The sequence below is a fragment of the Cyanobium sp. L1E-Cus genome (assembly GCF_024345755.1).
Lineage (GTDB): Bacteria > Cyanobacteriota > Cyanobacteriia > PCC-6307 > Cyanobiaceae > Cyanobium_A > Cyanobium_A usitatum.
Window position 1 is genome coordinate 265,368 of the sequence record NZ_JAGQBS010000003.1, and the last position, 22,202, is coordinate 287,569.

The 22,202-nt window shown below is 64.8% G+C and carries 21 protein-coding genes; 11 read left to right on the plus strand and 10 right to left on the minus strand.

What is annotated here, in order from left to right:
• Positions 1-25 precede the first annotated feature (25 nt).
• Both clpP and tig read right to left on the minus strand, forming a co-directional pair.
• The gene (gene clpP / locus KBZ22_RS04160; protein WP_106632476.1) at positions 26-685 is read right to left on the minus strand and encodes an ATP-dependent Clp endopeptidase proteolytic subunit ClpP; all 660 of its coding nucleotides are present in this window, start codon (positions 683-685) and stop codon (positions 26-28) included.
• A gap of 46 nt (positions 686-731) precedes the next feature.
• Positions 732-2,156 carry a trigger factor gene (gene tig, locus KBZ22_RS04165; RefSeq protein ID WP_255021131.1) on the minus strand — a complete coding sequence of 475 codons (1,425 nt, stop codon included), beginning with the start codon at positions 2,154-2,156 and terminating at the stop codon, positions 732-734.
• Between the two features lie 213 nt (positions 2,157-2,369).
• Between tig and KBZ22_RS04170 the strand changes: the two genes are divergently transcribed.
• Genes KBZ22_RS04170 through KBZ22_RS04180 form a run of 3 tightly spaced genes read left to right on the plus strand, consistent with a single transcriptional unit; the run spans position 2,370 to position 6,471 of the window.
• Entirely contained in the window at positions 2,370-3,464 is a 1,095-nt protein-coding gene (locus tag KBZ22_RS04170; RefSeq protein ID WP_255021132.1) for an aspartate-semialdehyde dehydrogenase, read from the plus strand.
• Positions 3,461-4,366 carry a 4-hydroxy-tetrahydrodipicolinate synthase gene (gene dapA / locus KBZ22_RS04175; RefSeq protein WP_255021133.1) on the plus strand — a complete coding sequence of 302 codons (906 nt, stop codon included), beginning with the start codon at positions 3,461-3,463 and terminating at the stop codon, positions 4,364-4,366. The genes KBZ22_RS04170 and dapA overlap by 4 nt, the downstream gene beginning before the upstream one ends.
• 59 nt (positions 4,367-4,425) lie before the next feature.
• Positions 4,426-6,471: a ribonuclease J gene (locus tag KBZ22_RS04180; RefSeq protein ID WP_254941735.1), complete on the plus strand. Its 2,046-nt coding sequence runs from the start codon at positions 4,426-4,428 to the stop codon at positions 6,469-6,471.
• A gap of 17 nt (positions 6,472-6,488) precedes the next feature.
• Here the strand turns inward: KBZ22_RS04180 and KBZ22_RS04185 are convergent, their stop codons facing one another.
• Together KBZ22_RS04185 and tilS are read right to left on the minus strand one after the other, a co-directional pair.
• Positions 6,489-7,181: a hypothetical protein gene (locus KBZ22_RS04185; protein ID WP_254941734.1), complete on the minus strand. Its 693-nt coding sequence runs from the start codon at positions 7,179-7,181 to the stop codon at positions 6,489-6,491.
• Positions 7,178-8,260: a tRNA lysidine(34) synthetase TilS gene (gene tilS / locus KBZ22_RS04190; RefSeq protein ID WP_254941733.1), complete on the minus strand. Its 1,083-nt coding sequence runs from the start codon at positions 8,258-8,260 to the stop codon at positions 7,178-7,180. The genes KBZ22_RS04185 and tilS overlap by 4 nt, the downstream gene beginning before the upstream one ends.
• On the opposite strand from tilS, the gene KBZ22_RS04195 reads away from it, so the two are divergent.
• The 3 genes from KBZ22_RS04195 to uvrB all read left to right on the plus strand — a co-directional run bounded on the left by KBZ22_RS04195 (position 8,259) and on the right by uvrB (position 11,578).
• Positions 8,259-9,059 carry a DUF561 domain-containing protein gene (locus KBZ22_RS04195; RefSeq protein ID WP_255021134.1) on the plus strand — a complete coding sequence of 267 codons (801 nt, stop codon included), beginning with the start codon at positions 8,259-8,261 and terminating at the stop codon, positions 9,057-9,059. The genes tilS and KBZ22_RS04195 overlap by 2 nt on opposite strands.
• Before the next feature lie 67 nt (positions 9,060-9,126).
• Positions 9,127-9,555 (plus strand): phage holin family protein, encoded by a 429-nt coding sequence (locus tag KBZ22_RS04200; protein WP_106632469.1) that lies wholly within the window; start codon positions 9,127-9,129, stop codon positions 9,553-9,555.
• Positions 9,556-9,571: 16 nt separating this feature from the next.
• Positions 9,572-11,578, plus strand: a complete 2,007-nt coding sequence (gene uvrB, locus KBZ22_RS04205) for an excinuclease ABC subunit UvrB (RefSeq protein WP_255021135.1) — start codon at positions 9,572-9,574, stop codon at positions 11,576-11,578.
• A 30-nt stretch (positions 11,579-11,608) separates the two neighbouring features.
• Here uvrB and KBZ22_RS04210 read toward each other — a convergent pair whose 3' ends face one another.
• From KBZ22_RS04210 to KBZ22_RS04225, 4 genes are read right to left on the minus strand one after another with little or no spacing between them, the layout of a single operon-like run.
• Positions 11,609-12,928, minus strand: coding sequence for a sugar transferase (locus KBZ22_RS04210; protein WP_255021136.1), 1,320 nt, complete (start codon positions 12,926-12,928; stop codon positions 11,609-11,611).
• Entirely contained in the window at positions 12,925-14,763 is a 1,839-nt protein-coding gene (locus KBZ22_RS04215) for an aspartate kinase (RefSeq protein ID WP_255021137.1), read from the minus strand. Before KBZ22_RS04215 ends, KBZ22_RS04210 begins: the two co-directional genes overlap by 4 nt.
• A gap of 57 nt (positions 14,764-14,820) precedes the next feature.
• Positions 14,821-15,792: a DNA polymerase III subunit delta gene (gene holA / locus KBZ22_RS04220; RefSeq protein ID WP_255021138.1), complete on the minus strand. Its 972-nt coding sequence runs from the start codon at positions 15,790-15,792 to the stop codon at positions 14,821-14,823.
• Between the two features lie 16 nt (positions 15,793-15,808).
• Positions 15,809-16,552: a hypothetical protein gene (locus tag KBZ22_RS04225; RefSeq protein ID WP_255021139.1), complete on the minus strand. Its 744-nt coding sequence runs from the start codon at positions 16,550-16,552 to the stop codon at positions 15,809-15,811.
• 117 nt (positions 16,553-16,669) lie between these two features.
• On the opposite strand from KBZ22_RS04225, the gene KBZ22_RS04230 reads away from it, so the two are divergent.
• Positions 16,670-17,368: a precorrin-8X methylmutase gene (locus KBZ22_RS04230; RefSeq protein WP_255021140.1), complete on the plus strand. Its 699-nt coding sequence runs from the start codon at positions 16,670-16,672 to the stop codon at positions 17,366-17,368.
• Here the strand turns inward: KBZ22_RS04230 and mutS are convergent.
• On the minus strand, positions 17,326-20,061 hold the full coding sequence (mutS, locus tag KBZ22_RS04235) for a DNA mismatch repair protein MutS (protein ID WP_396111630.1): 2,736 nt from the start codon (positions 20,059-20,061) through the stop codon (positions 17,326-17,328). The two genes, KBZ22_RS04230 and mutS, sit on opposite strands and share 43 nt — an antisense overlap.
• 131 nt (positions 20,062-20,192) lie before the next feature.
• Between mutS and psbZ the strand changes: the two genes are divergently transcribed.
• From psbZ to KBZ22_RS04255, 4 genes are all read left to right on the plus strand, one after another.
• Positions 20,193-20,381, plus strand: a complete 189-nt coding sequence (gene psbZ, locus KBZ22_RS04240; protein ID WP_106632462.1) for a photosystem II reaction center protein PsbZ — start codon at positions 20,193-20,195, stop codon at positions 20,379-20,381.
• A 3-nt stretch (positions 20,382-20,384) separates the two neighbouring features.
• Complete coding sequence (gene ribH, locus KBZ22_RS04245; RefSeq protein ID WP_254935255.1) at positions 20,385-20,864, plus strand: 6,7-dimethyl-8-ribityllumazine synthase; 480 nt, start codon at positions 20,385-20,387, stop codon at positions 20,862-20,864.
• A 163-nt stretch (positions 20,865-21,027) separates the two neighbouring features.
• Positions 21,028-21,309, plus strand: a complete 282-nt coding sequence (locus KBZ22_RS04250) for a type II toxin-antitoxin system Phd/YefM family antitoxin (RefSeq protein ID WP_254998733.1) — start codon at positions 21,028-21,030, stop codon at positions 21,307-21,309.
• Positions 21,296-21,787 carry a hypothetical protein gene (locus KBZ22_RS04255; RefSeq protein WP_255021142.1) on the plus strand — a complete coding sequence of 164 codons (492 nt, stop codon included), beginning with the start codon at positions 21,296-21,298 and terminating at the stop codon, positions 21,785-21,787. Before KBZ22_RS04250 ends, KBZ22_RS04255 begins: the two co-directional genes overlap by 14 nt.
• Here the strand turns inward: KBZ22_RS04255 and KBZ22_RS04260 are convergent.
• The gene (locus KBZ22_RS04260; RefSeq protein ID WP_254998735.1) at positions 21,700-22,185 is read right to left on the minus strand and encodes a GNAT family N-acetyltransferase; all 486 of its coding nucleotides are present in this window, start codon (positions 22,183-22,185) and stop codon (positions 21,700-21,702) included. The two genes, KBZ22_RS04255 and KBZ22_RS04260, sit on opposite strands and share 88 nt — an antisense overlap.
• Positions 22,186-22,202 lie beyond the last annotated feature (17 nt).

Consider the following 22,202-nt stretch of genomic DNA (forward strand, 5'->3'; position numbering starts at 1 on the left):
ACCTTAAGGATCAAACCGGCCGGAATCACTCAGCAGCTGTGGCGGCAGGGGATTCGGTCACGACCCGATCGATCAGGCCGTATTCAACCGCCTCTGCGGGGGAAAGGAAGTAGTCGCGGTCAGTGTCTTCGGTGATTTTTTCGAGGGGCTGACCGGTGTGTTCAGCCATCAGACCGTTGAGGGTGTCCTTGAGGAAAAGAATCTCCTTGGCCTGGATTTCAATGTCCACTGCCTGGCCCTGGGCGCCGCCGAGGGGTTGGTGAATCATGATCCGGGCATTGGGCAGGGCCAGCCGCTTGCCCTTGGTGCCACCCGAGAGCAGGAAGGCACCCATGGATGCGGCCAGGCCGTAGCAGATGGTCACCACGTCTGGGGAGACCTGCTGCATCGTGTCGTAGATCGCCAAGCCGGCGGTCACTGAGCCGCCTGGGGAGTTCACGTAAATCTGTATGTCCTTCTCCGGATCCTCGGCTTCGAGGAACAGCAGCTGGGCGACTAGGGAATCGGCCACCTGATCGTCGATGCCGGTGCCCAGAAAGATGATCCGTTCGCGCAGCAGGCGCGAATAGATATCGAAGGCGCGGTCGCCCTTGCCCGACTGCTCCACAACCGTGGGCAGCACCCCGGGGGAGCCACTGGGGCTCCAGCTGCTGTGGACGGGATGGCGAAGGGTGGCGTCGATCACGCGCGGGGAAGCTCTCGGAGGACCAATCTATTGGTCCTGGCTGTGGCTATTGGGCTTTGGCTGGTTTGGCCTTGGCTTTCGCTTTGGTCTTTGCCTGCTCCTCGCCTGCTGCGTCAGGGTCGGCGTCGGCTGGGGTGGCAGCCTTTTCGGTGATGGTGCTGTTGGCCTCAAGCCACTCCAGCAGCTTGTCGCGCAGCAGGTCGTCGGCAACGGCCAGACGCAATCTTTCGGGATCGATGTTGCCCTGCTGGCTCAGGCCGCGGCTGATCTCCTTGATTTTGGTTTCGAGCTCCTTGGCCTCCACCTCGATCGCCTCGGTGGCGGCGAGGGCCTTGAGGGCCAGGCTGCGGCGCAGGCGCTCCTCTGCCTCCGGCCGGGAGGTGTCCATCAATGAGCGCACCAGGTCCGGGGTGAACAGCTTTTTGACGTCCATGCCCTGCTGGGCGATCTGTCCAGCTGTCTGCTCCACCAGGTTGCGGATTTCCTGTTGAACCAGGGTTTCGGGTAGTTCCACTTCAAGCTCTTGCACTAGGGCAGCGAGCAGGGCGTCGTGGCGGCTGGCCTTAGCCCGGCGCTCGGCGTCGTCCTTGAGGCGGGTTTCCAGATCGCTGCGCAGTTCGGCCAGGGTGGCTTTGTCGCTGGCCTGCTGGGCAAAGGAGTCGTCAAGGGCGGGTAGTTCCCGGCACTTGAGGTCTTTCAGGCTGATCTCGAAGCGCGACTGGCGGCCGGCGGCCTCCTCTTGGGGGTAGCTCTCCGGGAACTGGCAGTCGATGGTTTTGCTAGCGCCGATAGCCATGCCGATTACGCCCTCTACGAAGCCGGGGATCATCCGGCCCTCCTCCAGCTCGACTTCCATGGCATCGCTGCTGCCACCACTGATGGCCTCGCCGCTATCCACGTAGATGCCGCTGAAGCTGAGTACCGCCACATCGCCGCTGGCGGCGGGGCGGCCTTCTACGGGCACCAGGGTGGCCAGCTGCTTGCGCGACTGCTCGATCAGTTCATCGATGCGGGCCGGATCGAACTTGATTGCCTCGGCCTCAGCCTTTAGCCCCTTGGTGGACTTGAGTTTTGGTGTGGGCTCGACGTCGAGCTCCAGGGTGATGGTGAGGGCGCTGCCGGGCTCGAAGCGTTCCATCACGACTTCAAAGCCTTCGGTGAGCTCGGGCCTGCCGATGGCTACCACCATTTCTTGGCTAACAGCATCCCGGAAAGCGGCGTCCACTAGGTCTTCTAGGGCCGTGGCGCGGATGCGCAGGGGACCGATCTGCTGGAGCAACACGGGCCGGGGAACCTTGCCCTTGCGAAAGCCGGGAAGCTTGATGCTGCGACTCAGCTTGTCCACGGCGGCGTCATAGCTGGCCTGGCTGCGGCCGCCGGGGATGGCCACCTCGAGGGCCACGCGGCTGCCCGGACGGGGACTGGCTTTTATCGACAGCGGGCTGGCGGCGGGGGCGGCGGCTGAGCTCATGGAAAACAGTTGCAGACCCCGATCCTAGAAAGCGGCCGTTCCGAGCTCCCAGCGCGTATTGTCGGTTCGGCGCACGACGAAAGCGATAGTTCCCGAATCAGCAAACAACGGCTTCGACCATGGCCGGTTTCTTTGTTGCAGCTTTCCGCCCCTAGCTGGTTTGACGTTTGATCACCAGCTCCGCCACCGAGTTTTGATTCTTCTCCCGCTCCCTTGACCGCCGCCCAGCCCGTCCCTACCCCGCCATCTCCCTGCCTGCCCAGTCGCCCCTTGAGGGTTGCGGTGCTCGGTGCGACCGGTGCCGTTGGCCAGGAGTTACTCGAGCTGCTCGCTGAGCGCAACTTTCCTGTGGCTGAGCTGATTCCCCTGGCGTCACCCCGCTCCGCTGGTCAAAGCCTTGCCTGGCAGGGCACATCGCTGGCGATCCGGCCCGTGGAGGCCTCAGCTTTTGAAGGGGTGGACGTGGTGCTCGCCTCAGCCGGCGGCTCGGTGTCGCGCCAGTGGGCCCCGGTGGCGGCCCGGGCTGGCGCCGTGGTGATCGATAACTCCAGCGCCTTCCGAATGGATCCGGAGGTGCCGTTGGTGGTTCCAGAAGTGAACCCCGAGGCTGCTTTTGCCCATCGGGGCATCATTGCCAACCCCAACTGCACAACAATTCTGCTCACCCTGGTTTTGGCCCCCTTGGCGGCGCGTCGGCCAATTCGGCGTGTGCTGGTGAGCACTTATCAGAGCGCCAGCGGCGCCGGTGCCCGGGCGATGGAGGAGCTGCGCCAGCTCAGCCGGACCGTGCTCGATGGAGGTGAGCCAGTGAGTGAGGTGCTGCCCCACTCCCTGGCCTTCAACCTTTTTCTGCACAACTCTCCGCTGCAGGCCAATGGTTATTGCGAGGAGGAGCTGAAGATGCTCAACGAAACCCGCAAGATCATGGGCACGCCGGAGCTGCGACTTTCGGCTACCTGTGTGCGGGTGCCGGTGCTGCGGGCCCATTCAGAGGCCGTAAATATTGAATTTCATGAGCCCTTCCCGGTGCAGGAGGCCAGAGCCCTGTTGGCTGAGGCCCCCGGCGTGGAGCTGCTGGAAAACTTTGAGGCCAACCGCTTCCCGATGCCCACGGATGTGACGGGCCGCGATCCGGTGGCGGTGGGACGTATCCGCCAGGACCTCAGTGATGCCAATGCCTTGGAGCTGTGGCTCTGCGGTGATCAGATTCGCAAGGGTGCGGCTCTCAATGCGATCCAGATTGCCGAGCTGTTGATCCAGGGCCCGGCGGCTGCAGATGGAGCGGTTTTGCCCGGAGGTGCTGCTTGAGCCCTATCCAGCCAGCCACACCGCTATTTGGCCGCGTGCTGACGGCGATGGTGACCCCCTTCGCCGCCGATGGTTCGGTGGATCTGGGCCTTGCGGCCCAGCTGGCAGAGCATCTGATCAAGCAGGGCTCCGATGGAATCGTGGTTTGCGGCACCACTGGCGAATCACCCACGCTCAGTTGGGACGAACAGCACGCTCTTTTAGTTGCCGTGAAGCAAGCGGTTGGGCATCGGGCCAGCGTGCTGGCGGGAAGTGGCAGCAATTGCACCGCCGAAGCGGTGGAGGCGACTCGGCAGGCGGCGGCCCTCGGTGCGGACGGCGCCCTAGTGGTAGTGCCGTACTACAACAAGCCCCCCCAGGACGGCCTTGAGGCCCATTTCCGCGCTGTGGCAGCGGCGGCACCCCATCTGCCCCTGATGCTTTACAACATCCCTGGTCGTACAGGAACCAGCCTGGAGCCAGCCACCGTGGCTCGCTTGCTCGACTGCGCCAACGTGGTGAGTTTCAAGGCTGCTAGCGGCAGCACAGAAGAAGTGAGCGCCCTGCGGGCCCTGTGCGGCAACCGTCTGGCGATCTATAGCGGTGACGACGCCCTCACCCTGCCGATGCTTGCCGTTGGTGCTGTGGGAGTGGTGAGTGTGGCCAGCCACCTGGCCGGCGCTGAGATCAGCGCCATGGTGCGCGCCTTTTACGCGGGGGATTTGGCCCAAGCCCTGGCTCTGCACGACCAGCTGCTGCCCCTGTGCAAGTCCCTTTTCTGCAGCACCAACCCGATCCCCGTCAAAGCCGCCTTGGAGCTCAGCGGCTGGCCCGTGGGTGCACCCCGTCTTCCCCTGCTTTCCGCCACCACCGACGTGCGACAACGCCTCTCCGAAACCCTGGCCGCCCTGCGTCCTACCTGACGCCAAGGCTTGAGACCAGATCGATTCAGTTTGTTCCTTTTCCCTAAAACTCCTTCTCCATGACCAGTTCCAACGGCCGAGCCCAGGGCACCAGTCAGATCGCCACCAAGCCGCCCCACCTGCGGGTGATTCCCCTGGGCGGCCTGCATGAGATCGGCAAGAACACCTGCGTGTTCGAGTACGGCGACGACATCATGTTGGTGGATGCTGGATTGGCCTTCCCCAGTGATGGCATGCATGGCGTCAATGTGGTGATGCCAGATACCAGCTATCTCAAGGAAAACCAGAAGCGGATTCGCGGCATGATCGTGACCCATGGTCACGAAGATCACATTGGTGGTATTGCCCACCACCTTAAAAACTTCAGCATCCCCGTGATTCATGGACCGCGCCTGGCGTTGGCCATGCTCACCGGCAAGATGGAGGAGGCCGGTGTGATGGATCGCACCATCCTTCAAACCGTCGCGCCCCGCGATGTGGTGAAGGTGGGCCAACATTTTTCAGTGGAGTTCATCCGCAACACCCACTCGATGGCCGACAGCTTCTCGCTGGCCATCACCACCCCTGTGGGCACGGTGATCTTCACCGGCGACTTCAAATTTGACCACACGCCGGTGGATGGCGAGACCTTCGACATGGCTCGCCTCGCCCATTACGGCGACAAGGGGGTGCTTTGCCTGTTCAGTGACTCCACCAATGCCGAAGTGCCGGGCTTCTGCCCGCCTGAGCGTTCAGTGTTCCCTTGCCTGGATCGTCACATCTCCCAGGCAGAAGGCCGCGTGATCATCACAACTTTTGCCAGCTCGATTCACCGGGTGTCGATGATCCTGGAGTTGGCACTAAAGAACGGCCGCAAGGTGGGACTGCTGGGCCGCTCCATGCTTAACGTTATTGCCAAGGCGCGGGAGTTGGGTTATATGCGCGCCCCCGATGATCTGTTTGTGCCGATCAAGCAGATACGCGATCTGCCCGACCGCGAAACTCTGTTGCTGATGACTGGTAGTCAGGGTGAGCCCCTGGCAGCTTTGAGCCGCATCTCCCGTGGTGAGCATCCCCAGGTGCAGGTGAAAAGCACCGACACGATTATTTTCTCGGCCAGCCCGATCCCTGGCAACACCATCTCGGTGGTGAACACCATTGACAGGCTGATGATGCTCGGCGCCAAGGTGGTTTATGGCAAGGGCGAGGGTATTCACGTCTCTGGCCATGGCTTCCAGGAAGACCAGAAGCTGATGCTGGCCCTAACCAAGCCCAAGTATTTTGTGCCCGTGCATGGCGAGCACCGCATGCTCGTGGCCCACAGCAAAACCGCCCAATCGATGGGGGTACCAGGCGACAACATGCTCATCATCGACAACGGTGATGTGGTGGAGCTCACTGCCGATTCGATCCGTAAAGGCGACCCCGTCAAGGCCGGCATCGAACTGCTGGATGCTTCCCGGAACGGCATTGTTGATGCCCGGGTGCTGAAGGAGCGCCAGCAGCTGGCAGAAGACGGCGTGATCACTCTGCTTGCGGTGATCAGCACCGACGGTGTGATGGCTGCGCCGCCGCGGGTGAATATCCGTGGTGTGGTCACCACTGCTGATGCCCGCAGGCTTTCGATGTGGGCCGAGCGCGAAATCGGCTGGGTGCTGGAAAATCGCTGGAATCAGCTCTGCCGCAACACCGGTGGCAAGGCCCCTGAGGTGGATTGGGTCGGTGTGCAGCGAGAGGTAGAGGTGGGTCTGCAACGCCGCCTGCGCCGCGAGCTCCAGGTGGAGCCGTTGATCATTTGCCTGGTGCAGCCAGCCCCTGCCGGTACGCCTGCTTACAAGGGCCGCGCCGACGCCGAACCCGACAGCCGCCCCGCTCCCCGGGGTCGCTCTGCCCGTGATGCAGGCGGCCGTGATGGAGGTGGTCGTGGCCGTGATGGCGCCGTGCCGGCACCCCAGCGTCAGCTGGTTGCCGTTGGAGCTGCCGCCCCTGCCGCCACGCCTGTGTCTGCTCCTACTGCCGCCCCAGCCGCTGTAGTTGCTGAGGTTTCGGCCCCAGCCCCAGCAGAGCTCGAGCCGGAACCCGCCGGCCGTACCCGGCGCCGCCGTTCAGCAGCTATTGCGGGCTGATCGGCCCCAGCACCAGCTCAGCGGATCACCACTCGCAGCAGCCCCTTGGAGAGTTCGGCGAACTCCTCGGGGCTAGGTCCCCCGACTTGCTTGGCAAAACGCTCTTCTGGCTCAGCCAGGCTCTCTTTGCTCACGGCGACGTCCAGTTCTTGAGCAGTCGCCGCATCTGCCTGGGCCACCTCGATCAGCTCTGGCTCATCGACCACTTCAACTACCAGATTCGGCACCTGCGCCGGCACGGGCACCTGAACCTCCGCCGCCTCGATGCCTCCAAGTTGCTCCATCCAGGGCATGGCCGAGCCAGAGCTGGTAATTACTGTTCCGCCCGCTACTGGCTCATTGCCGAAGGGGAAGGCTTGGCCTCCAGTGCTTGGTGCATTCGAGGCTTGCTCCGGTGCAACTTCCAGTTGTGCTGCCTGGCTGGCGCATTGCTCCAGCCCCTGGTCGGCGATATCCCGGAGTACGGGTTCTTGCGTGGCTGCTCGAACGCGGCTGTAAAAACCGGTTGCTGTAGCTCTGTCTTGGTAGCCGTAGAGGTAGGTGTGGCCTAGTAAGAGCTGCAGTCTTTGGCGCAGGGGGTCGGCGGGCTCGTTGGGCAGCTCAAGCAGCAGCTCCTCGCTTAAGCGGGCCACATCGTCCCATTGGCGTTCGCTGTAAACCCGCTCAATGGCCTCATAACGCTGTTGCAGCGAGTTCGGCGAGGTTGTCATTGCGGCAGGTGTGCGGCGGGATGGTGCAGCCACAGTGTGCAGCGATCCCAGCGCAGCTGCCAATCCGCGCCTAGGTCTGCCTGGCCTGGGGGATGGCCCGGTTGTAGCCGCCGCAATAGTTCTTCGAGTTGCCTGGCAGGGAGCGCCAGCCTGGTGCTTTGCTCAAGCCAGTGATGCAGCAGTTGGCGCTGGTTGGCTACGGCTAGGTGGCCCAACTCCTGGCGCTGTAGGCCTGGTGTCCCAGCCTGGCTCCCGGCTGTTTTTAGAGTTTGCAGGGCCAGATTCACTAATTCGTTGCGGCTCTCCACCTCTTCCACCAGCCGCTCTGCTTGGGCGCTGATCCTCTTGGCGGCGCCGGGATGGAGCTCCTCCAGCACGGGTACCACCTCGGCCCGGATTCGGTTTCGGCTGTAGCGGCGGTCGGTATTGCTCGGGTCGTGCCACACGGGCAGCGTCAGTTGCTCGCAAAGCCGGGTGGTGTCGGCCCGGGAGAAGGGCAGCAGCGGCCGCGCCAGCGCGATTGGCTCGCTTGGATGGGTGGTCGGGCTCGATGGGCTGGTGAGGGGGCGCAGGCTGCGCAGGCTCGCCAGGCCGCGGCGATGGCTTCCTCGGGCTAGGTGCAGCAACAGAGTTTCGGCTCGATCGCTGGCGGTGTGGGCGGTCACCACATGGCCCACCCCCAAACATCTGGCCTGCTCAGCCAACTGGCCGTAGCGCCAGTGGCGGGCGTCAGCTTCGCTGGTTGCCTCCAGCGGCCTCAGCCAGGAGGAAACGTGCAGCTCGAGCCCCTGGTCGCTGCACCAACCGGCCAGCTCCGCTGCCACCTGGCCCGACTCCGGTCGCCAGCGGTGGTCGCCGTGCCAGAGGTGCAGGGGCCACTGGTGCAGGCGCTGCAGGTCGCGTAGTAGGGCCAGCAGGGCCATGGAATCTTGACCACCCGAGATGGCTAGCAGCAGCGGCGCTCCCGCCGGCAACAGGTCGGGATGGTGACGCAGATGGCGATGCAGCCGCAGGTGGTCCGGGCTCCAGCGCGGCCCGGGTGGGAGAATCGATTCACTATTCAAATCTTGCGTTTCCATGGTTGCGAAGTCGCGTCTTGAGCAGCTGCCCTCCGCCCTGCAAGCCGCGCTTGCTGATCGCCGCCTGCTCAAGGTGATCGCTGGCCTTACTAATTTTGATGCTGCCAGTGTGGAGCGGATCTGCCGGGCCGCTGGCCAAGGCGGAGCCGATTTGATCGATGTGGCCTGCGATCCGGAGCTGGTGCAGCTGGCCGCTGCAGTGAGCGGTTTGCCGATCTGCGTGAGCGCAGTTGAGCCCGAGCTTTTTGCCGCTGCTGTGGCTTCCGGGGCGGCAATGGTTGAAATTGGCAACTACGACGCCTTTTACCCCCTCGGTCGCATCTTCGATGCCGCCGAAGTGCTTGAGCTCACCCGCCGCACTCGCGAGTTGCTGCCCGAGGTGGTGTTGAGCGTCACAGTGCCCCATGTGCTGCCCCTCGATCAGCAGGAGCAGCTGGCGGTGGATCTGGTGGCCGCTGGTGCCGACATCATCCAAACCGAGGGCGGCACAAGCGCTAAGCCCTTCAGCGCCGGCAGCCTCGGCCTTATTGAGAAGGCGGCTCCAACCCTGGCCGCTGCCCACAGCATCAGCCGGGCCTTGGCTGCGGCGGACAGTGTTGAAGCGGGTAGTGCTGCCCCGGTGCTATGTGCCTCTGGCCTCTCCGCCGTTACCGTGCCGATGGCAATCGCCGCCGGTGCCGCCGGTGTGGGGGTTGGTTCGGCGATCAACAAGCTGAACGACCCTCTGGCCATGGTGGCCGTCGTGCGCGGCCTACGCGAGGCACTTGGAATGCCTGCAGGCGCAATCGTTGTTGGTTAACGCCAAGCTCAGTTGTTTCTGCCTGAACCCATGACTATTTTGCGGCAATGATCACCGCATCTTTTTCATGGGTTCTTTAATGTGGCTATTGCAGTGGCCGATTCGGGCCATTGTGCTGTTAATTGTGGCCTGGCTTCCCTTGGGAGTGGAGGTGAGCAGTTTCCCGATCGCCATGCTTTCCGCTGTGGTGATCGGCTTGCTGGGCACCCTGTTGATCTGGCCGCTGAAGCTGCTGCTGGGGCCGGTGTGGGCGGTCACCAGCCTGGGGGGCCTGATCAGTCCGGTGAGCCTGCTGTTCAACTGGGCAATCACCGTGGTGCTGTTTGGTCTGGCGGCTTGGTTGATCAAGGGATTCCGCCTCAAAAACGGAGTGGTGAGCGCGATTCTCGGCGGTGTTGTCTATGCCGTGTTGTCGGCCGTGATCCTGCGGATCCTTGGCCTTGATGTCGACTTCACTCGCGCAGCTGCCCTGATCACCACAGCTCCGGTGGTTTGACCCCGAGAATGGGGGCATGGTTCCGTTTGAACTCCACGCCCCCTACCGACCCAAGGGAGATCAGCCCACGGCCATTGCCGGGCTGGTGCAGGGTGTTGATGGGGGCGAGCGCTACCAGACCCTGCTAGGCGCCACCGGCACCGGCAAGACCTTCACGATCGCCAATGTGATCGCCCAGACCGGGCGTCCTGCTTTGGTGCTGGCTCACAACAAAACCTTGGCGGCCCAGCTCTGCAATGAGCTGCGGGAGTTCTTCCCGAATAATGCTGTTGAATATTTCATCAGCTACTACGACTATTACCAACCGGAGGCGTATGTGGCTGTCTCCGACACCTACATCGCCAAAACAGCCTCGATCAACGAAGAGATCGACATGCTGCGCCACTCGGCGACCCGTTCGCTGTTTGAACGCAACGATGTGATCGTTGTGGCTTCTATTAGTTGTATTTATGGTTTAGGTATCCCCAGTGAATATCTAAAAGCTGCAGTCAAGTTTAAGGTGGGCGAGACCCTGAATTTGCGAGGCTCCCTGCGGGAGTTGGTAAACAACCAGTATTCCCGCAACGACCTGGAGATTTCCCGCGGTCGTTTTCGGGTGCGGGGAGATGTGCTGGAGATCGGCCCGGCCTATGAAGACCGGCTGGTGCGGATTGAGCTCTTTGGTGATGAGGTGGAGGCGATCCGCTACGTGGATCCCACTACCGGGGAGATTCTGCAAAGCCTCGACACAATCAATATCTATCCGGCTAAGCACTTTGTGACGCCAAAGGAGCGGCTGGCGGACGCGATTTTGGCCATCCGCCATGAGATGCGTGAAAGGCTCGATGTACTTAACGGTCAGGGGCGGCTCCTAGAGGCCCAGCGGCTGGAGCAGCGCACCACCTACGACCTCGAGATGCTCGAGCAGGTGGGCTACTGCAATGGCGTGGAGAACTACGCCCGCCATTTGGCCGGGCGAGAGGCGGGCACGCCGCCGGAATGCCTGATCGACTATTTCCCTAAAGACTGGCTGCTGGTGGTGGATGAGAGCCACGTCACCTGCTCCCAGCTGCAGGCGATGTACAACGGCGACCAGTCGCGTAAGCAGGTGCTGATTGAGCACGGCTTTCGCCTGCCCAGCGCTGCCGACAACAGGCCGCTCAAGGGTTCGGAGTTCTGGGAGAAGGCCCAGCAGACGATCTTTGTGAGTGCCACTCCAGGCAACTGGGAGATGGAGCAGAGCAGTGGCCAGATTGTGCAGCAGGTGATCCGCCCCACCGGGGTGCTCGATCCGATCGTGGAGGTGCGTCCTAGTGAGGGTCAGGTGGACGACCTGCTCGGCGAGATTCGGGTGCGGGCGGAGAAAAACGAGCGAGTGCTTGTGACCACGCTCACCAAGCGCATGGCAGAAGATCTCACCGATTACCTGGCCGAAAACGGCGTGCGAGTGCGCTATTTGCACTCGGAAATCCACTCGATTGAGCGGATCGAGATCATCCAAGATCTCAGGAATGGCGAATATGACGTGCTGGTGGGGGTGAATTTACTGCGAGAAGGATTGGACCTGCCCGAGGTATCGCTAGTGGCGATTCTTGATGCCGATAAGGAGGGCTTCCTGCGGGCCGAGCGCTCCTTGGTTCAGACCATTGGCCGGGCTGCCCGCCACATCGAGGGCATGGCGATCCTCTATGCCGACAACCTCACCGATTCGATGGCTAAGGCCATCTCAGAAACCGAGCGCCGCCGCGCCATTCAGCACGCCTACAACGTTGAGCACGGCATCACCCCCACCCCTGCAGGCAAGCGGGCCGGCAATTCGATTCTCTCCTTTCTTGAGATGTCACGGCGGCTCAACGACGACCAGCTGGAGGAGGCCACCGAGCAGGCCGAGCACAACAATGTGCCGCTGGATGCCCTGCCGGAGCTCATCCAGCAGCTTGAAGAGAAGATGAAGGGGGCTGCTAAGAATCTCCAGTTTGAAGAGGCTGCCAACTTGCGCGACAAGATTAAAAACCTGCGCCAGAAGTTGGTGGGGAAGCATTAGCGCGATTCTGATCAGCGCGATTGTGAGGGGTCAACGACCGGCGGCCTTGAGCACGATCTTGATGGTTTTGACCATGATCAGTAGATCCAGCCATAGACCGGCGTTGCGCAGGTAGAAAAGGTCGTAGCTCAGTTTCAACTCCGAATCCTCAATGCTTGAGGTGTAAGGCATGTTCACTTGGGCCCAGCCGCTGAGGCCGGGCCGCACCCAGTGGCGCAGGCGGTAGTTGGGGATTTCTGCCTCTAGCTGACCCTCTAGTTCGGGCCGTTCCGGACGCGGGCCGATCAGGCTCATCTCCCCTCGCAGCACGTTGATCAGCTGGGGCAGTTCATCGAGCCTGGTGCGGCGCAGCCATTGGCCGATCGGAGTTATGCGCGCATCCTGCTCTGCTGCCCATAGGGCGCTACCTGTTTCGGCCAGGGGCACCATGGTGCGGAGTTTCAGCACAGCGAAGGACTGGCCCATTAGCCCGGTGCGTTGTTGCCGATAGATCACGCCACCACCGTCCTGCAATCGGACTAATAGGGCGGCCAGCGCCACGACCGGGCTGGTTATCACCAGAAGCACTAGGCTGATCAACACATCGGCGAAGCGTTTGAGCTGCTGCTCAAACGTGCTCTTGGTGCCATCGATGCGGCTTGAAAACAGCAGCCATTGATCGCCCACCCAGTGGGGAGGAATGCGCAGTAGCTCTTGCTCCGCCATGGCCGCTAGGGACAGCACAGGATGGCCCTGGCCGACTACCTGTTGGCAAAATTGTTGTACGTCCGCTTCGGCGGCTACGCCACTGCTGAGTGCGATGGTTGCGTTGGGGGAATCGCGTTCCCAGAGCGTGGAACTGAACGGCAGGATTGGCGGCAGGGGATTGTTGCCGTAGCTGCGCCGCCATTCCTTGGTGATGGCCTCCACTTCCTGGGGCAGCGCCACGATCTGCCAGGCAGGTTGGGAGGACAGATGTTGGCCTTGGCGCAGCCCCAGCCGCACTAGGGCGCTCCAGCAGGAAACAAGGCTGAACATAGGAATCAGACTGCCCCGGTGCAGCAGGGTGATGTCTTGAGGCACCCGCAGAAGCCAACCCAGCAGGGCGCCCGCCACGATGCTGGCGCCGCTGGTGATTCCGAGCCGCAGCAGCAGTTGTATCCAGCGCAGCCGCGTCAGTTTCAGCAGGGTGTAGGAGCCGAACAGCCAGCCCAGGCTCAGGTAGATCAGCACTAGGCCCAGCAGCAAGAGCTGTTGATTGCCAACACTGTTTTGGCGCAGGCCGTTCACGGTTAACGCTGCGGCGATTAACCCAGCAGCGTCGAGACCTGCCGCGAGGGCAAGGGGAAGGCGGTGGCGGCCCCAGTTCATGCCATCGATACCTCGACCTCGCCAGGCGCCTCGGTGCCTTCGGCCCGATATTGCGCGATGCCACCCAGTGCAAATGCGGCGTGCACCGCTTGCAGCGCATTGATGCCCTCGGCTTCCGCTACGACACAGCTGGTGCGGATCTCGCTGGTGGCGATCAGTTCAATGTTGATGCCTGCGTCGGCTAGGCAGCGGAACATGCGGGCCGCGGTGCCTGGGGTGAATGGCATACCGGCCCCTACTGCGCTGATTCGGGCTATGGCGGGCCCCTCCTCGAAGCTGGAGCCGGGCCATTGCCGCAGTAGGGGCGCCAGGGTCTGCTGCGCCCGCGTCAGATCGTCGCGTTTGAGCACGAAGCTCATATCGCGGCTTGGCCCGGCGTGGGTGCGCTCGGATTGCACGATCGCGTCGAGGCTGATGCTGGCGTCGGCCAGGGTGCGGCAGACGGCCGCGGCGGTGCCGGGGCGATCGGGCAGGCGCCTCACTGCCACCTGGGCCTGATCGCGGTCGAGGGCAACGCCGCGAACAGCTGGATCCCCCTGACGGCAGGGCCTGGGATTGCGGCGCAGCTGCTGATCAGGCAGCTCGAAGGCTTCTGCAGCGGCCCGCAGGGCCCGTTCCGCCTGGTCTCCAGCCACCAGGCAGCTCACCTTCACCTCGCTGGTAGCAATCAGGCGCAGGTTGATGCCTGAGCGGGCCAGGGTGTCGAACAGCCGGGCAGCCACCCCTGGCCGGCCCATGATCCCGGCTCCAGAGATGCTCAGCTTGGCCAAGCCGGCCTCGGCGCTCAGCTGGGCGCCGCCATCGTTGAGGGTCGCGCCCAGCCCTGCCAGCACCTCGCGGCACACCAGCTGGGCCCGGTCGCATTCAGCGGCGGCCAGGGTGAAGGCGATGTCGTTCGAGCTGCCCTCGTGGGTGGCTTGCACGATCAAATCCACGTTGAGGCCGGCGGCGCCGAGGGCCTCGAACAGCTGGGCTGCCACTCCGGGCCGGTCGGGCACGTGGGCGAGGGCCAGCACGGCCTGGTCAGTTAGGAGTTCGGCGCCATCCACTGGTTTACCTAGCTCCAGCCCCTCATGGCCAATCGGCCTGGGGGTGCCACTGGTGAGCAGGGTGCCGGCCTGCTCGCTCCAGCTGGAGCGCACCACTAGGGGCACGCCGTAGTTGCGCGCAATCTCCACCGCCCGCGGGTGCAGCACCGAGGCTCCCAGGCTGGCGAGCTCGAGCATTTCATCGCAGCTCACCTGGGCCATCAGTTGGGCGTCGGCCACCTTGCGGGGGTCGGTGGTTAGAACCCCGGGAACGTCGGTATAGATCTCGCAGGTATCGGCGCCCAGCGCTGCTGCCAGGGCCACCGCCGAGGTGTCGGAGCCGCCGCGGCCCAAGGTGGTGATCTCGGGGGTGCCGCCGGCGCCGCTGCTCGTGCCCTGGAAACCAGCCACCACCACCACCTGACCATCAGCGAGTAGGCGTCGTAGCCGTTCGGTACGGATCTCCAGGATGCGGGCGCGGCCGTGGGCCGATTCGGTGACGATGCCCGCCTGGGTGCCTGTCATCGACACCGCCGGCACGCCCTCGGCGTGCAGTGCCATGGAAAGAAGAGCGATCGATACCTGCTCGCCGGTGGCTAGCAGCATGTCCAGCTCCCGCTGGGGTGGGTTGCTACTGATGGCGCGGGCTAGGCCGGTGAGCTGGTCGGTGGTGTGGCCCATCGCTGAAACCACGATCACCAGCTCGTGGCCCTCCTCACGGCTGCGGGCGATGCGTCGGGCCACTGCCTGAATGCGCTCCACATCGGCCACCGAGGTGCCGCCAAACTTCTGAACCAGCAGGGCCATGGCGGGGTGCGGCGGTGGGCGTCAGTGAAAGAAGGACTAATTATCCGTCTTGATCCCTTAAGCGTTGAGCAGGAAGCCGTCGCGGAAGGCATCGCCGGCATCACTGCCCCGCTTGAGGGCAGCCTCCACTGAGAGCAGCTGGCTGAGCAGGCGCAGGAAGACGGCGGGCTGGCTGCCGCGGATCTGCTTGCGCATCACGTAGATGCGTTTGGGATTGCCGATGCCGGCCGCTTTAGCGATCACCGCCACGTCGCTTTCACCTTGCTGGTCGAGCAGGGTGACCCAAAGCCAGCCGCGGATCTGGCTGCTGAGGGCGGCAACGATGCGCAGGGCCGGTTCGTTGGCCTCCAGCAGGGCATCGAGCCGGGCAATGGCGTCGGCTGGCTGGCCAGCCAGCAGGGCATCGCCCACGGCGAGGGAGCTGGTGGTCTGACCGCCCACCAGGGCCTGCACGGCGGCGAGGGTGATGGGATTGGCGTAGAGGCTGAGCTTTTCAAGCTCGCTGGCGAGGCGGGCGCTGTCGTTGCCGATGGCATCGGAAAGGGCTGCCGCTGCGGCTGGCTCCAGCTTCAGCCCCAGCTCCCGGGCCGTGCGGCTCACCAGCTCCACCTGGCCGGCGCCGTCCCAAATGGCTGGTAGGGCAAAGCTTTGCTCGCTGGCCTGGCCAGCCTTCACCAGCTTCTGCAGGGCTTTGGTGGTGCGCAGCCGGGCATCCGGTTTGCCGGAACTCACCAGCACCAGATGGCAGCCATCCGCCACCTGGACCAGGGCGGCCTCGAAACGCTCGGCCAGTTCAGCTGGGCACTGGCTGCAAAACGGACTGCGTTGCAGCACCACCATCCGGCTGCCGGCGCCAAACGGCGGCGTGCGGGCCTCCTCGAGGGCCTGGGTCGCCTGGCCGGCGTCGTTGCCATCGAGGCGGCTGAGGTTGATGGTGGCCCAGCTGGGATCCACCTGCGCCTGCACCAGCGCTTCGACGGCACGGTTGCGGGCAGCCTCGTCGTCGCCCCAGAGCAGGTGAATGGGCATGGGTGGTGTGCGGTGCTCAGATCCGCAGGGCGCTGAGCACCGGATGGAGCTCAGTCTGGGCCAGGGCCGGATGGTCGGTGACCAGCACCACTGCGCCGGAATGGATCGCAGTAGCAAGTTCGATGGCGCAGCTGTCGTCGAGCTGGGGTTCCTGGCGGCGCAGACGCACGGCGGCAGCGGCGATGGCGCCATCGCTCGGGATCAGTTGCCAGTGGTGGGGATTGTTGAAAGCCTGGATGTAGCGCTGGGTCAGGGCCTCGTCGCCGCGGGCCAGGGGCCCCTCAAGCACCCGCATCAGGCTCAAGCTGCTGACAACCCCAATCCAATATCCAGCCGCTATGCCCTGCATCAGGGGCTCGAGGTGTTTGCCGGCACCCTTGGCGTCGGCCAGAAAGGCCACCAGCGCGGTGCCATCGAGGGCGATCCGGGAGCCGTGGGCTAGCAGGCGGGGGTTGAAGGCGCCTTGGTGGGGCAGGTTGTGTACAGGTTGTACAAAAGCTGGCGGTGGCGGTGCTGGCCGGGCTGGTTGGCGTTGCTGGGGATCCCAGCAGCCCCGGCCGCTGCCTTGTAGGGCCATCAGGCTCTGGATTTGACGTTGGCGGAGCAGGGGATCGACCGGTGCCTGTCCTGCCAGCGGCACCAGAGCGGCCATGGGGGTGCGGTGGCGCTGGATCACGATTCGCTCGCCTGCCGCCGCCCGCTCCAGCAGTTCCGGCAGGCGGCGCCTGGCCGCCTCGACGCCCAGGGTGGTGTCAGGCATAGGTGTGCACGAATCTGTACAGACCGTACATGCTGTACAGCTTGTACATAATTAAGGACAGCGCTGCTGGTGATTGATGCACCGCTCAGAAACGGGTCATGAGAATTGGACCGGACCATGAGTAATGCTGAAACTGCGGCTCTTGGCGGAGTGCCTTCCCTGGATCACCCGATTTTTAGTGAGAGCTTGCGGCTGATCCGGCAGATGCCGGGGATGGCGGCGTCGCTGGCGTCGCTCAGCCCCCTGCAGCAGGACGTGCTGCTGCGTCTGATTCACAGCAGCGGTGATCCGGGTTTGGCGGTCGATCTGGTTTGTCCCGCTACCGCCTGCGGCGCCGGCTTGGCGGCGTTAGCTGCGGGGGTGCCGATCCTCACGGACACGGCAATGGCGGCCGCGGCGGTGGCGCCGATGGCGCGGCGCACCTTCGCCAATCCTGTGCGCAGCGTGCTGGATTGGTCGCCTGAGCAGGCGCCGGCGGGCTCCACCCGCACGGCCGCCGGCATGGCGGCGGCGCTGGCCGGGCAGGGCCAGCCAGGTGTGGTGTTGATCGGCAGCGCCCCCACGGCCCTGGAGGTGCTGCTCGAGCTGGTGGCAGCGGGAAGCGTGCCGGCACCAGCCCTGGTGATCGGCATGCCGGTGGGGTTTGTGGGGGTGGCGGAGAGCAAGCGTCACCTGGCTGAGAGTGGCCTGGTGCATATGCGGCTCGAGGGCTCCAAAGGCGGAGCCGGACTGGTGGCAGCGGCCTGCAACGCCCTGCTGCGGGCTGCCTGGCTTCAGGCGGCGAGCGCGCCGTCGGCCCCGCTGGGTTCGTCTTGATCCACTTGTATGACGCTGTTGGCTTCGATGCGGCCCAGCACCTGGCGGGCGCGCAGCACCACCGCGGCGGGAACGCCGGCTAGGCGGGCGGCCTCGATGCCATAGCTGCGGCTGGCGCCGCCGGGGGCTACCTGGTGCAGGAATATCAGGGCGTCGCCGGTTTCCTGCACCAGCACCTGGGCATTGGCGACGTTGGCCAGCTGGCCGGCCAGGGCGTTGAGTTCGTGGTAATGGGTGGCGAAGATCGAGCGGGCGCCGATGCCGCCGCGTTCGGCCGGCGTGGCCAGGTGCTCGGCCACGGCCCAGGCGATCGAGAGGCCGTCGAAGGTGGCGGTGCCGCGGCCGATCTCGTCGAGCAGCACCAGGGAGCGCTCGCTGGCGTGGTGGAGGATGTTGGCGGTTTCGGCCATCTCCACCATGAAGGTGGATTGGCCAGCGGCTAGGTCGTCGCCGGCGCCGACGCGGGTGAACAGGCGATCGGCGATGCCGAGGCGGGCCGAGGTGGCTGGGATCCAGCTGCCCATCTGGGCCATCAGCTGCAGCAGGCCGGTTTGGCGCAGGTAACAGCTTTTGCCGCTGGCGTTGGGGCCGGTGAGGATGATCAGGTCGGGGTAGGGGGCTGCCTCGGGGTTTGCCTCGGGGATGGCACCAAGAACCACGCTGTTGGCGGTGAAGGGCTCTTCCACCAGCAGCTGCTCCACCACCGGGTGGCGGCCGGCTTCAATCTGCAGCAGGCGGGCCTCGGGACCGGCGGGGTCGGTGATCTCGGGGCAGCAGTAGCCGCCGGTGGCGGCCACCTCAGCCAGGGCGCCGATCGCATCGAGCTCGGCCACCAGCCGGGCAGCGGTGCGGATGGCGGCGGCCTGGTCGCCGACCTGGATGCGCAGGGCGCAGAACAGTTCGTATTCGCGCTGGGCGGCGCGGGCCTTGAGCTGCTGGATGGCGCCCTCGCGGTTGCGCAGGGCTGGGGTGACGAAGCGCTCCTCGTTGGCCAGGGTTTGGCGGCGGATCCAGTGCTCCGGCACCGCCGCTGCCTTGGCCTTCGACACCGCCAGGAAGTAGCCGAAGGTGCGGTGGTATTGGAGTTTGAGGCTGGTGAGGCCGCTGAGCCGGCGCTCCTCCGATTCCTGCTGGGCCAGCCAGGTGTCCTGGTCGTCGAGCTGGTTGCGCAGCTCATCGAGGGCCGGATCAACGCCGTCGTGGAACAGGCCGCCCTCGGTGAGCGATAGGGGTGGGGTGTCGAGCAGGGCGTGGCGCAGCTCGCCGGCCAGGCTTTCAAGCTCGGGCCAGGGGCGGGCCAGGGCCTGCAGCGGGGCGCTGGTGACGTTGGTGAGCTGGGCGGCCAGCTGGGGTAGGCGTTCGAGACCATCTGCCAATGCCACCAGATCCCGGGCCGAGGCGCTGCCGGCGCCGGCGCGGCCGGCCAGGCGCTCCAGGTCGCCCATCGGACGCAGCAGCCGGCGCAGGGTTAGTCGCAGGCCGCGATCGGCCACCAGCTCACTGACGCCGCCCTGGCGTTCCAGGATTGCCGCGCGCTCCACCAGCGGCGCCTGAAGCCAGCGGCGCAGGCAGCGGCCGCCCATGGCGGTGTGGGTGCGGTCGAGCGCCCAGAGCAGGGAGCCGTGGACACTGCCGCCCAGCTGGGTTTTGGTGAGTTCCAGGTTGCGGCGGGTGGCGGCGTCGAGCACCAACTGGTCGCCGGCCTGCCAGGTGGTGGGCGGATCTAGGGGCACCCGGGCTCGGCTGGTGTCGTCGAGGTAAGCCACCAGGCCGCCCGCTGCGCGCAGGGCTAGCGGCGTTTCGCCGAGCCCCAGGCCATCAAGGCTGGCCAGGCCGAAGCGCTGCTTGAGGGTGGCGGACGCTTCCGGCGCCTCAAAGGGGGTGCGGGGCAGGGGCGTTAGCCGTAGGGCTTCAGGGCACCAGGTGGGGCAGGGGCCGGCACTGGCACTGGCGGTGTTGCCGGGCCAGAGCACCTCGGCGGCTTCCACCTGCAGCAGCTCCTGATGCAAGCCGGCGCTGCCGGTCCGCTCGGTGACCCGGAATTCACCGGTGCTGACATCGGCCACCGCCAGGCCCCAGCACGCGCCCTCCATCACCACGGCGCAAAGCCAGTTGTTGAGGCGGGCAGCCAGCAGGCCCTCTTCAAGCACCGTGCCGGGGGTGAGCACCCGGGTGATGCCGCGTTTTAGCAGTTCGCCTTTGGCCGGGGTGCTTTCCAGCTGGTCACAGAGGGCGACGCTGAGGCCGCGGCGCACCAGCTCAGCGCAGTAGCGCTCGGCGGCATGGTGGGGGATGCCCGCCATCGGCACTCGCCCGACAGCTTTGCCGCCCTCCTTGCCGGTGAGGGTGAGCTCCAGCAGGCGAGAGAGGGTGATGGCGTCTTCGAAGAAGCACTCAAAGAAGTCGCCGAGGCGGTAGAGCAGCACCCGATCGGGATGGGCGGCCTTGAGCTCCACGTAGTGACGGAGCATCGGCGTCAGCTGCTCGGCGCTCACCAGGCTGTGGTGGTGCCAGGGGGGCAGATCGGAGTCGGGGCTTGAGCTTGCTGTGGTTGCGGCCGGCTGGGCAGCTGGGGCGGCTTGGCGCTGACGGTTGCGGGGCCGGGTTGGGCCGGGCTCGGGTACGGGCTGGGGCTCTTCGGCCAAGCCCAGGGCGGCGGTGAGCGAAAGCTGTTGTTCGGCTTCCGCGGCCACGGCCCTTTCCTGGTGAGGTTGGATCGTAGGTCGACTTGCCGGTGGCTTCATGTTGTGAAGCGGTGCCCCGGCTGACCTGGGTCTGCGTGTGAGAATCTCGCAACCGATCGGCGTGTAGCCGCTGCTAATCCATGCAGATCCTCAACACCCTCACCGTTTTGGCTCTGGTGGTGCTGTCGTTCGCCTTGATTGTGGCGGTGCCGGTGCTCTACGCCAGCAGTGAAGACTCAGGCCGCTCCAATCGCCTGATCCTGCTTGGCGGCCTCGCCTGGGTGGCCCTGGTGCTGCTCAACTGGGGCATGAGCATCTTTGTGGTCTGAAGCGTGGCGATTTTTGAAGGGCGGTTCACCGATACGGCTGGTCTGCGTATCGCGGTCGTGGTTGCCCGTTTTAATGACCTGGTGACCGGCAAGCTGCTGAGCGGCTGCCTCGACTGCCTTTCGCGCCACGGAGTCGACACCAGTGATGCCAGTGCCCAGCTGGATGTGGCTTGGGTGCCCGGCAGCTTCGAGATCCCCCTGGTGGCCCAGCGCCTGGCGGCCAGCGGTCGCTACCAGGTGGTGATCACTCTTGGGGCCGTGATTCGAGGCGACACCCCCCATTTCGATGTGGTGGTGGCCGAGGTGAGCAAAGGAGTGGCTGCCGTGGCCCGCGACACCGGCGTTCCCGTGATCTTCGGAGTGCTCACCACCGACACCTTGCAGCAGGCCCTAGAGCGGGCCGGCATTAAGAGCAACCTGGGCTGGAATTACGGCCTGCAGGCCCTGGAGATGGGCAGCTTGATGGCGGCTATTCCCGACTAAAGGCGCCGGGCCGAAGGTGCTTGGTTTGGTGGTGCTACCACGTGGGCGCAGCGTCCGTAAGTGGCGGGTAGTTGGTTTCGGCTGCCTGGGTTTCCCTTGACTGGGTTTCTCTTGACAGTGGGAATGCTGACTGTGGGAATGCTGGTGGTGCTGTTTCGACGCTATGCGGGAAGTTGTACAGCTGTACAACTTCTTTGACAGTGCCCATCAGCGCAACCCTTCCTTCGCCCCCGCCGCCGCCATGACCACGGTTCCGCTTGCTCAGGCTCGCCAGCAGTTGTCCGGCTTGCTCGATCGCATACAAGCTGGTGAGTGCGTGGTGATCAGTCGCTACGGCAAACCGGTGGCGCGGCTGATTCCTGAGCTGGCAGGCCAGGCTGGAGCTGAGCTTTGGCTTGAGCGCTTACGTCGTCTGCACCAGGAGGCAGGCCATGGAGCCGTTTGAACCCTGGCGGCGCATGGGCAGCCACGGCCGGCTGCTCGATGTTTCTTTGTTGCGGGCATTGCTGCTGCCGGGGCCAAAGAGTGCCGCTGCTCTGAATTGGTTGGAGCGGGTGGGGGAGAGGCTGCTGAGGGTGAGTGCGTGGAGTGTGATGGAGCTCGAGGGGGAGCTCGACAGCCAGGCCGCGCAACGGTTGCTAGATGGCTTTTTGGCGGAACGTTGTCCGGTGGTTTGTTTTGAGCCGGACGACTTTGCGATGGTGCGCCACCGCCAGCGCTACAGGCCTGGCATTGCAGCCCTGCCCCTTTTGCTTCAGCTCCAGCTTGCCTATCGCCTGGGCCTGTTGCCGGCGACCTTCGATCGGGATCTAGCTGAGGCGGCTGGCGCGCTTGCCTATCCGGTCGAAACCCCCGAGGCCCCTGAAACTCCTTGTTTCACCAGTAGGGCCTGGGGGGCTGCATCGCGGAAGCCCAGCTGCTGATAAAAGCCAGCACTGTTGGTGGTCATCAAATAAACGCGCTCAACGCCGCGCAGGGCGGGGGCGGCCAGCAGGGCCTCCACCACCCGGCGGCCCAGGCCTTGGCCGTGCAGGTCGCCGGCTACCACCACATCCCAGAGCACGGCGCGATAGATCCCATCGCTGCTGGCCCGGCCGAAGCCCACTAGGCGCTTGCCATGCCACAAGCTCACCACCACGGCGCTGCCAGCCAGCAGGCGGCGCAGCTGCCCGTGGCTGCGCTGCTGGGCCCAGAAGGCGTGCTTGTTGAACAGGCGCTGCAGCTTCCACAGGCCCCGGGTAGGGCGCAGGCCTGGCCCAAAGCCAAACCAGCGCATGCCAGGGGCACCAGGGGCGTGGATTAGGAGGCGCAGTGCTGCCATGGCAGCATTCTCCCAGC

What these genes read in the sequence shown, in the direction of transcription:
- tig (WP_255021131.1), bottom strand. Translation starts at nt 2,156, where the DNA reads ATGAGCTCAGCCGCCGCCCCCGCCGCCAGCCCGCTGTCGATAAAAGCC.
- holA (WP_255021138.1), bottom strand. Translation starts at nt 15,792, where the DNA reads ATGCCCATTCACCTGCTCTGGGGCGACGACGAGGCTGCCCGCAACCGT.
- KBZ22_RS04200 (WP_106632469.1), top strand. Translation starts at nt 9,127, where the DNA reads ATGGGTTCTTTAATGTGGCTATTGCAGTGGCCGATTCGGGCCATTGTG.
- uvrB (WP_255021135.1), top strand. Translation starts at nt 9,572, where the DNA reads ATGGTTCCGTTTGAACTCCACGCCCCCTACCGACCCAAGGGAGATCAG.
- KBZ22_RS04215 (WP_255021137.1), bottom strand. Translation starts at nt 14,763, where the DNA reads ATGGCCCTGCTGGTTCAGAAGTTTGGCGGCACCTCGGTGGCCGATGTG.
- KBZ22_RS04225 (WP_255021139.1), bottom strand. Translation starts at nt 16,552, where the DNA reads ATGCCTGACACCACCCTGGGCGTCGAGGCGGCCAGGCGCCGCCTGCCG.
- psbZ (WP_106632462.1), top strand. Translation starts at nt 20,193, where the DNA reads ATGCAGATCCTCAACACCCTCACCGTTTTGGCTCTGGTGGTGCTGTCG.
- KBZ22_RS04230 (WP_255021140.1), top strand. Translation starts at nt 16,670, where the DNA reads ATGAGTAATGCTGAAACTGCGGCTCTTGGCGGAGTGCCTTCCCTGGAT.
- tilS (WP_254941733.1), bottom strand. Translation starts at nt 8,260, where the DNA reads ATGGAAACGCAAGATTTGAATAGTGAATCGATTCTCCCACCCGGGCCG.
- KBZ22_RS04185 (WP_254941734.1), bottom strand. Translation starts at nt 7,181, where the DNA reads ATGACAACCTCGCCGAACTCGCTGCAACAGCGTTATGAGGCCATTGAG.
- KBZ22_RS04180 (WP_254941735.1), top strand. Translation starts at nt 4,426, where the DNA reads ATGACCAGTTCCAACGGCCGAGCCCAGGGCACCAGTCAGATCGCCACC.
- KBZ22_RS04250 (WP_254998733.1), top strand. Translation starts at nt 21,028, where the DNA reads ATGCGGGAAGTTGTACAGCTGTACAACTTCTTTGACAGTGCCCATCAG.
- KBZ22_RS04255 (WP_255021142.1), top strand. Translation starts at nt 21,296, where the DNA reads ATGGAGCCGTTTGAACCCTGGCGGCGCATGGGCAGCCACGGCCGGCTG.
- KBZ22_RS04195 (WP_255021134.1), top strand. Translation starts at nt 8,259, where the DNA reads ATGGTTGCGAAGTCGCGTCTTGAGCAGCTGCCCTCCGCCCTGCAAGCC.
- KBZ22_RS04210 (WP_255021136.1), bottom strand. Translation starts at nt 12,928, where the DNA reads ATGAACTGGGGCCGCCACCGCCTTCCCCTTGCCCTCGCGGCAGGTCTC.
- KBZ22_RS04260 (WP_254998735.1), bottom strand. Translation starts at nt 22,185, where the DNA reads ATGGCAGCACTGCGCCTCCTAATCCACGCCCCTGGTGCCCCTGGCATG.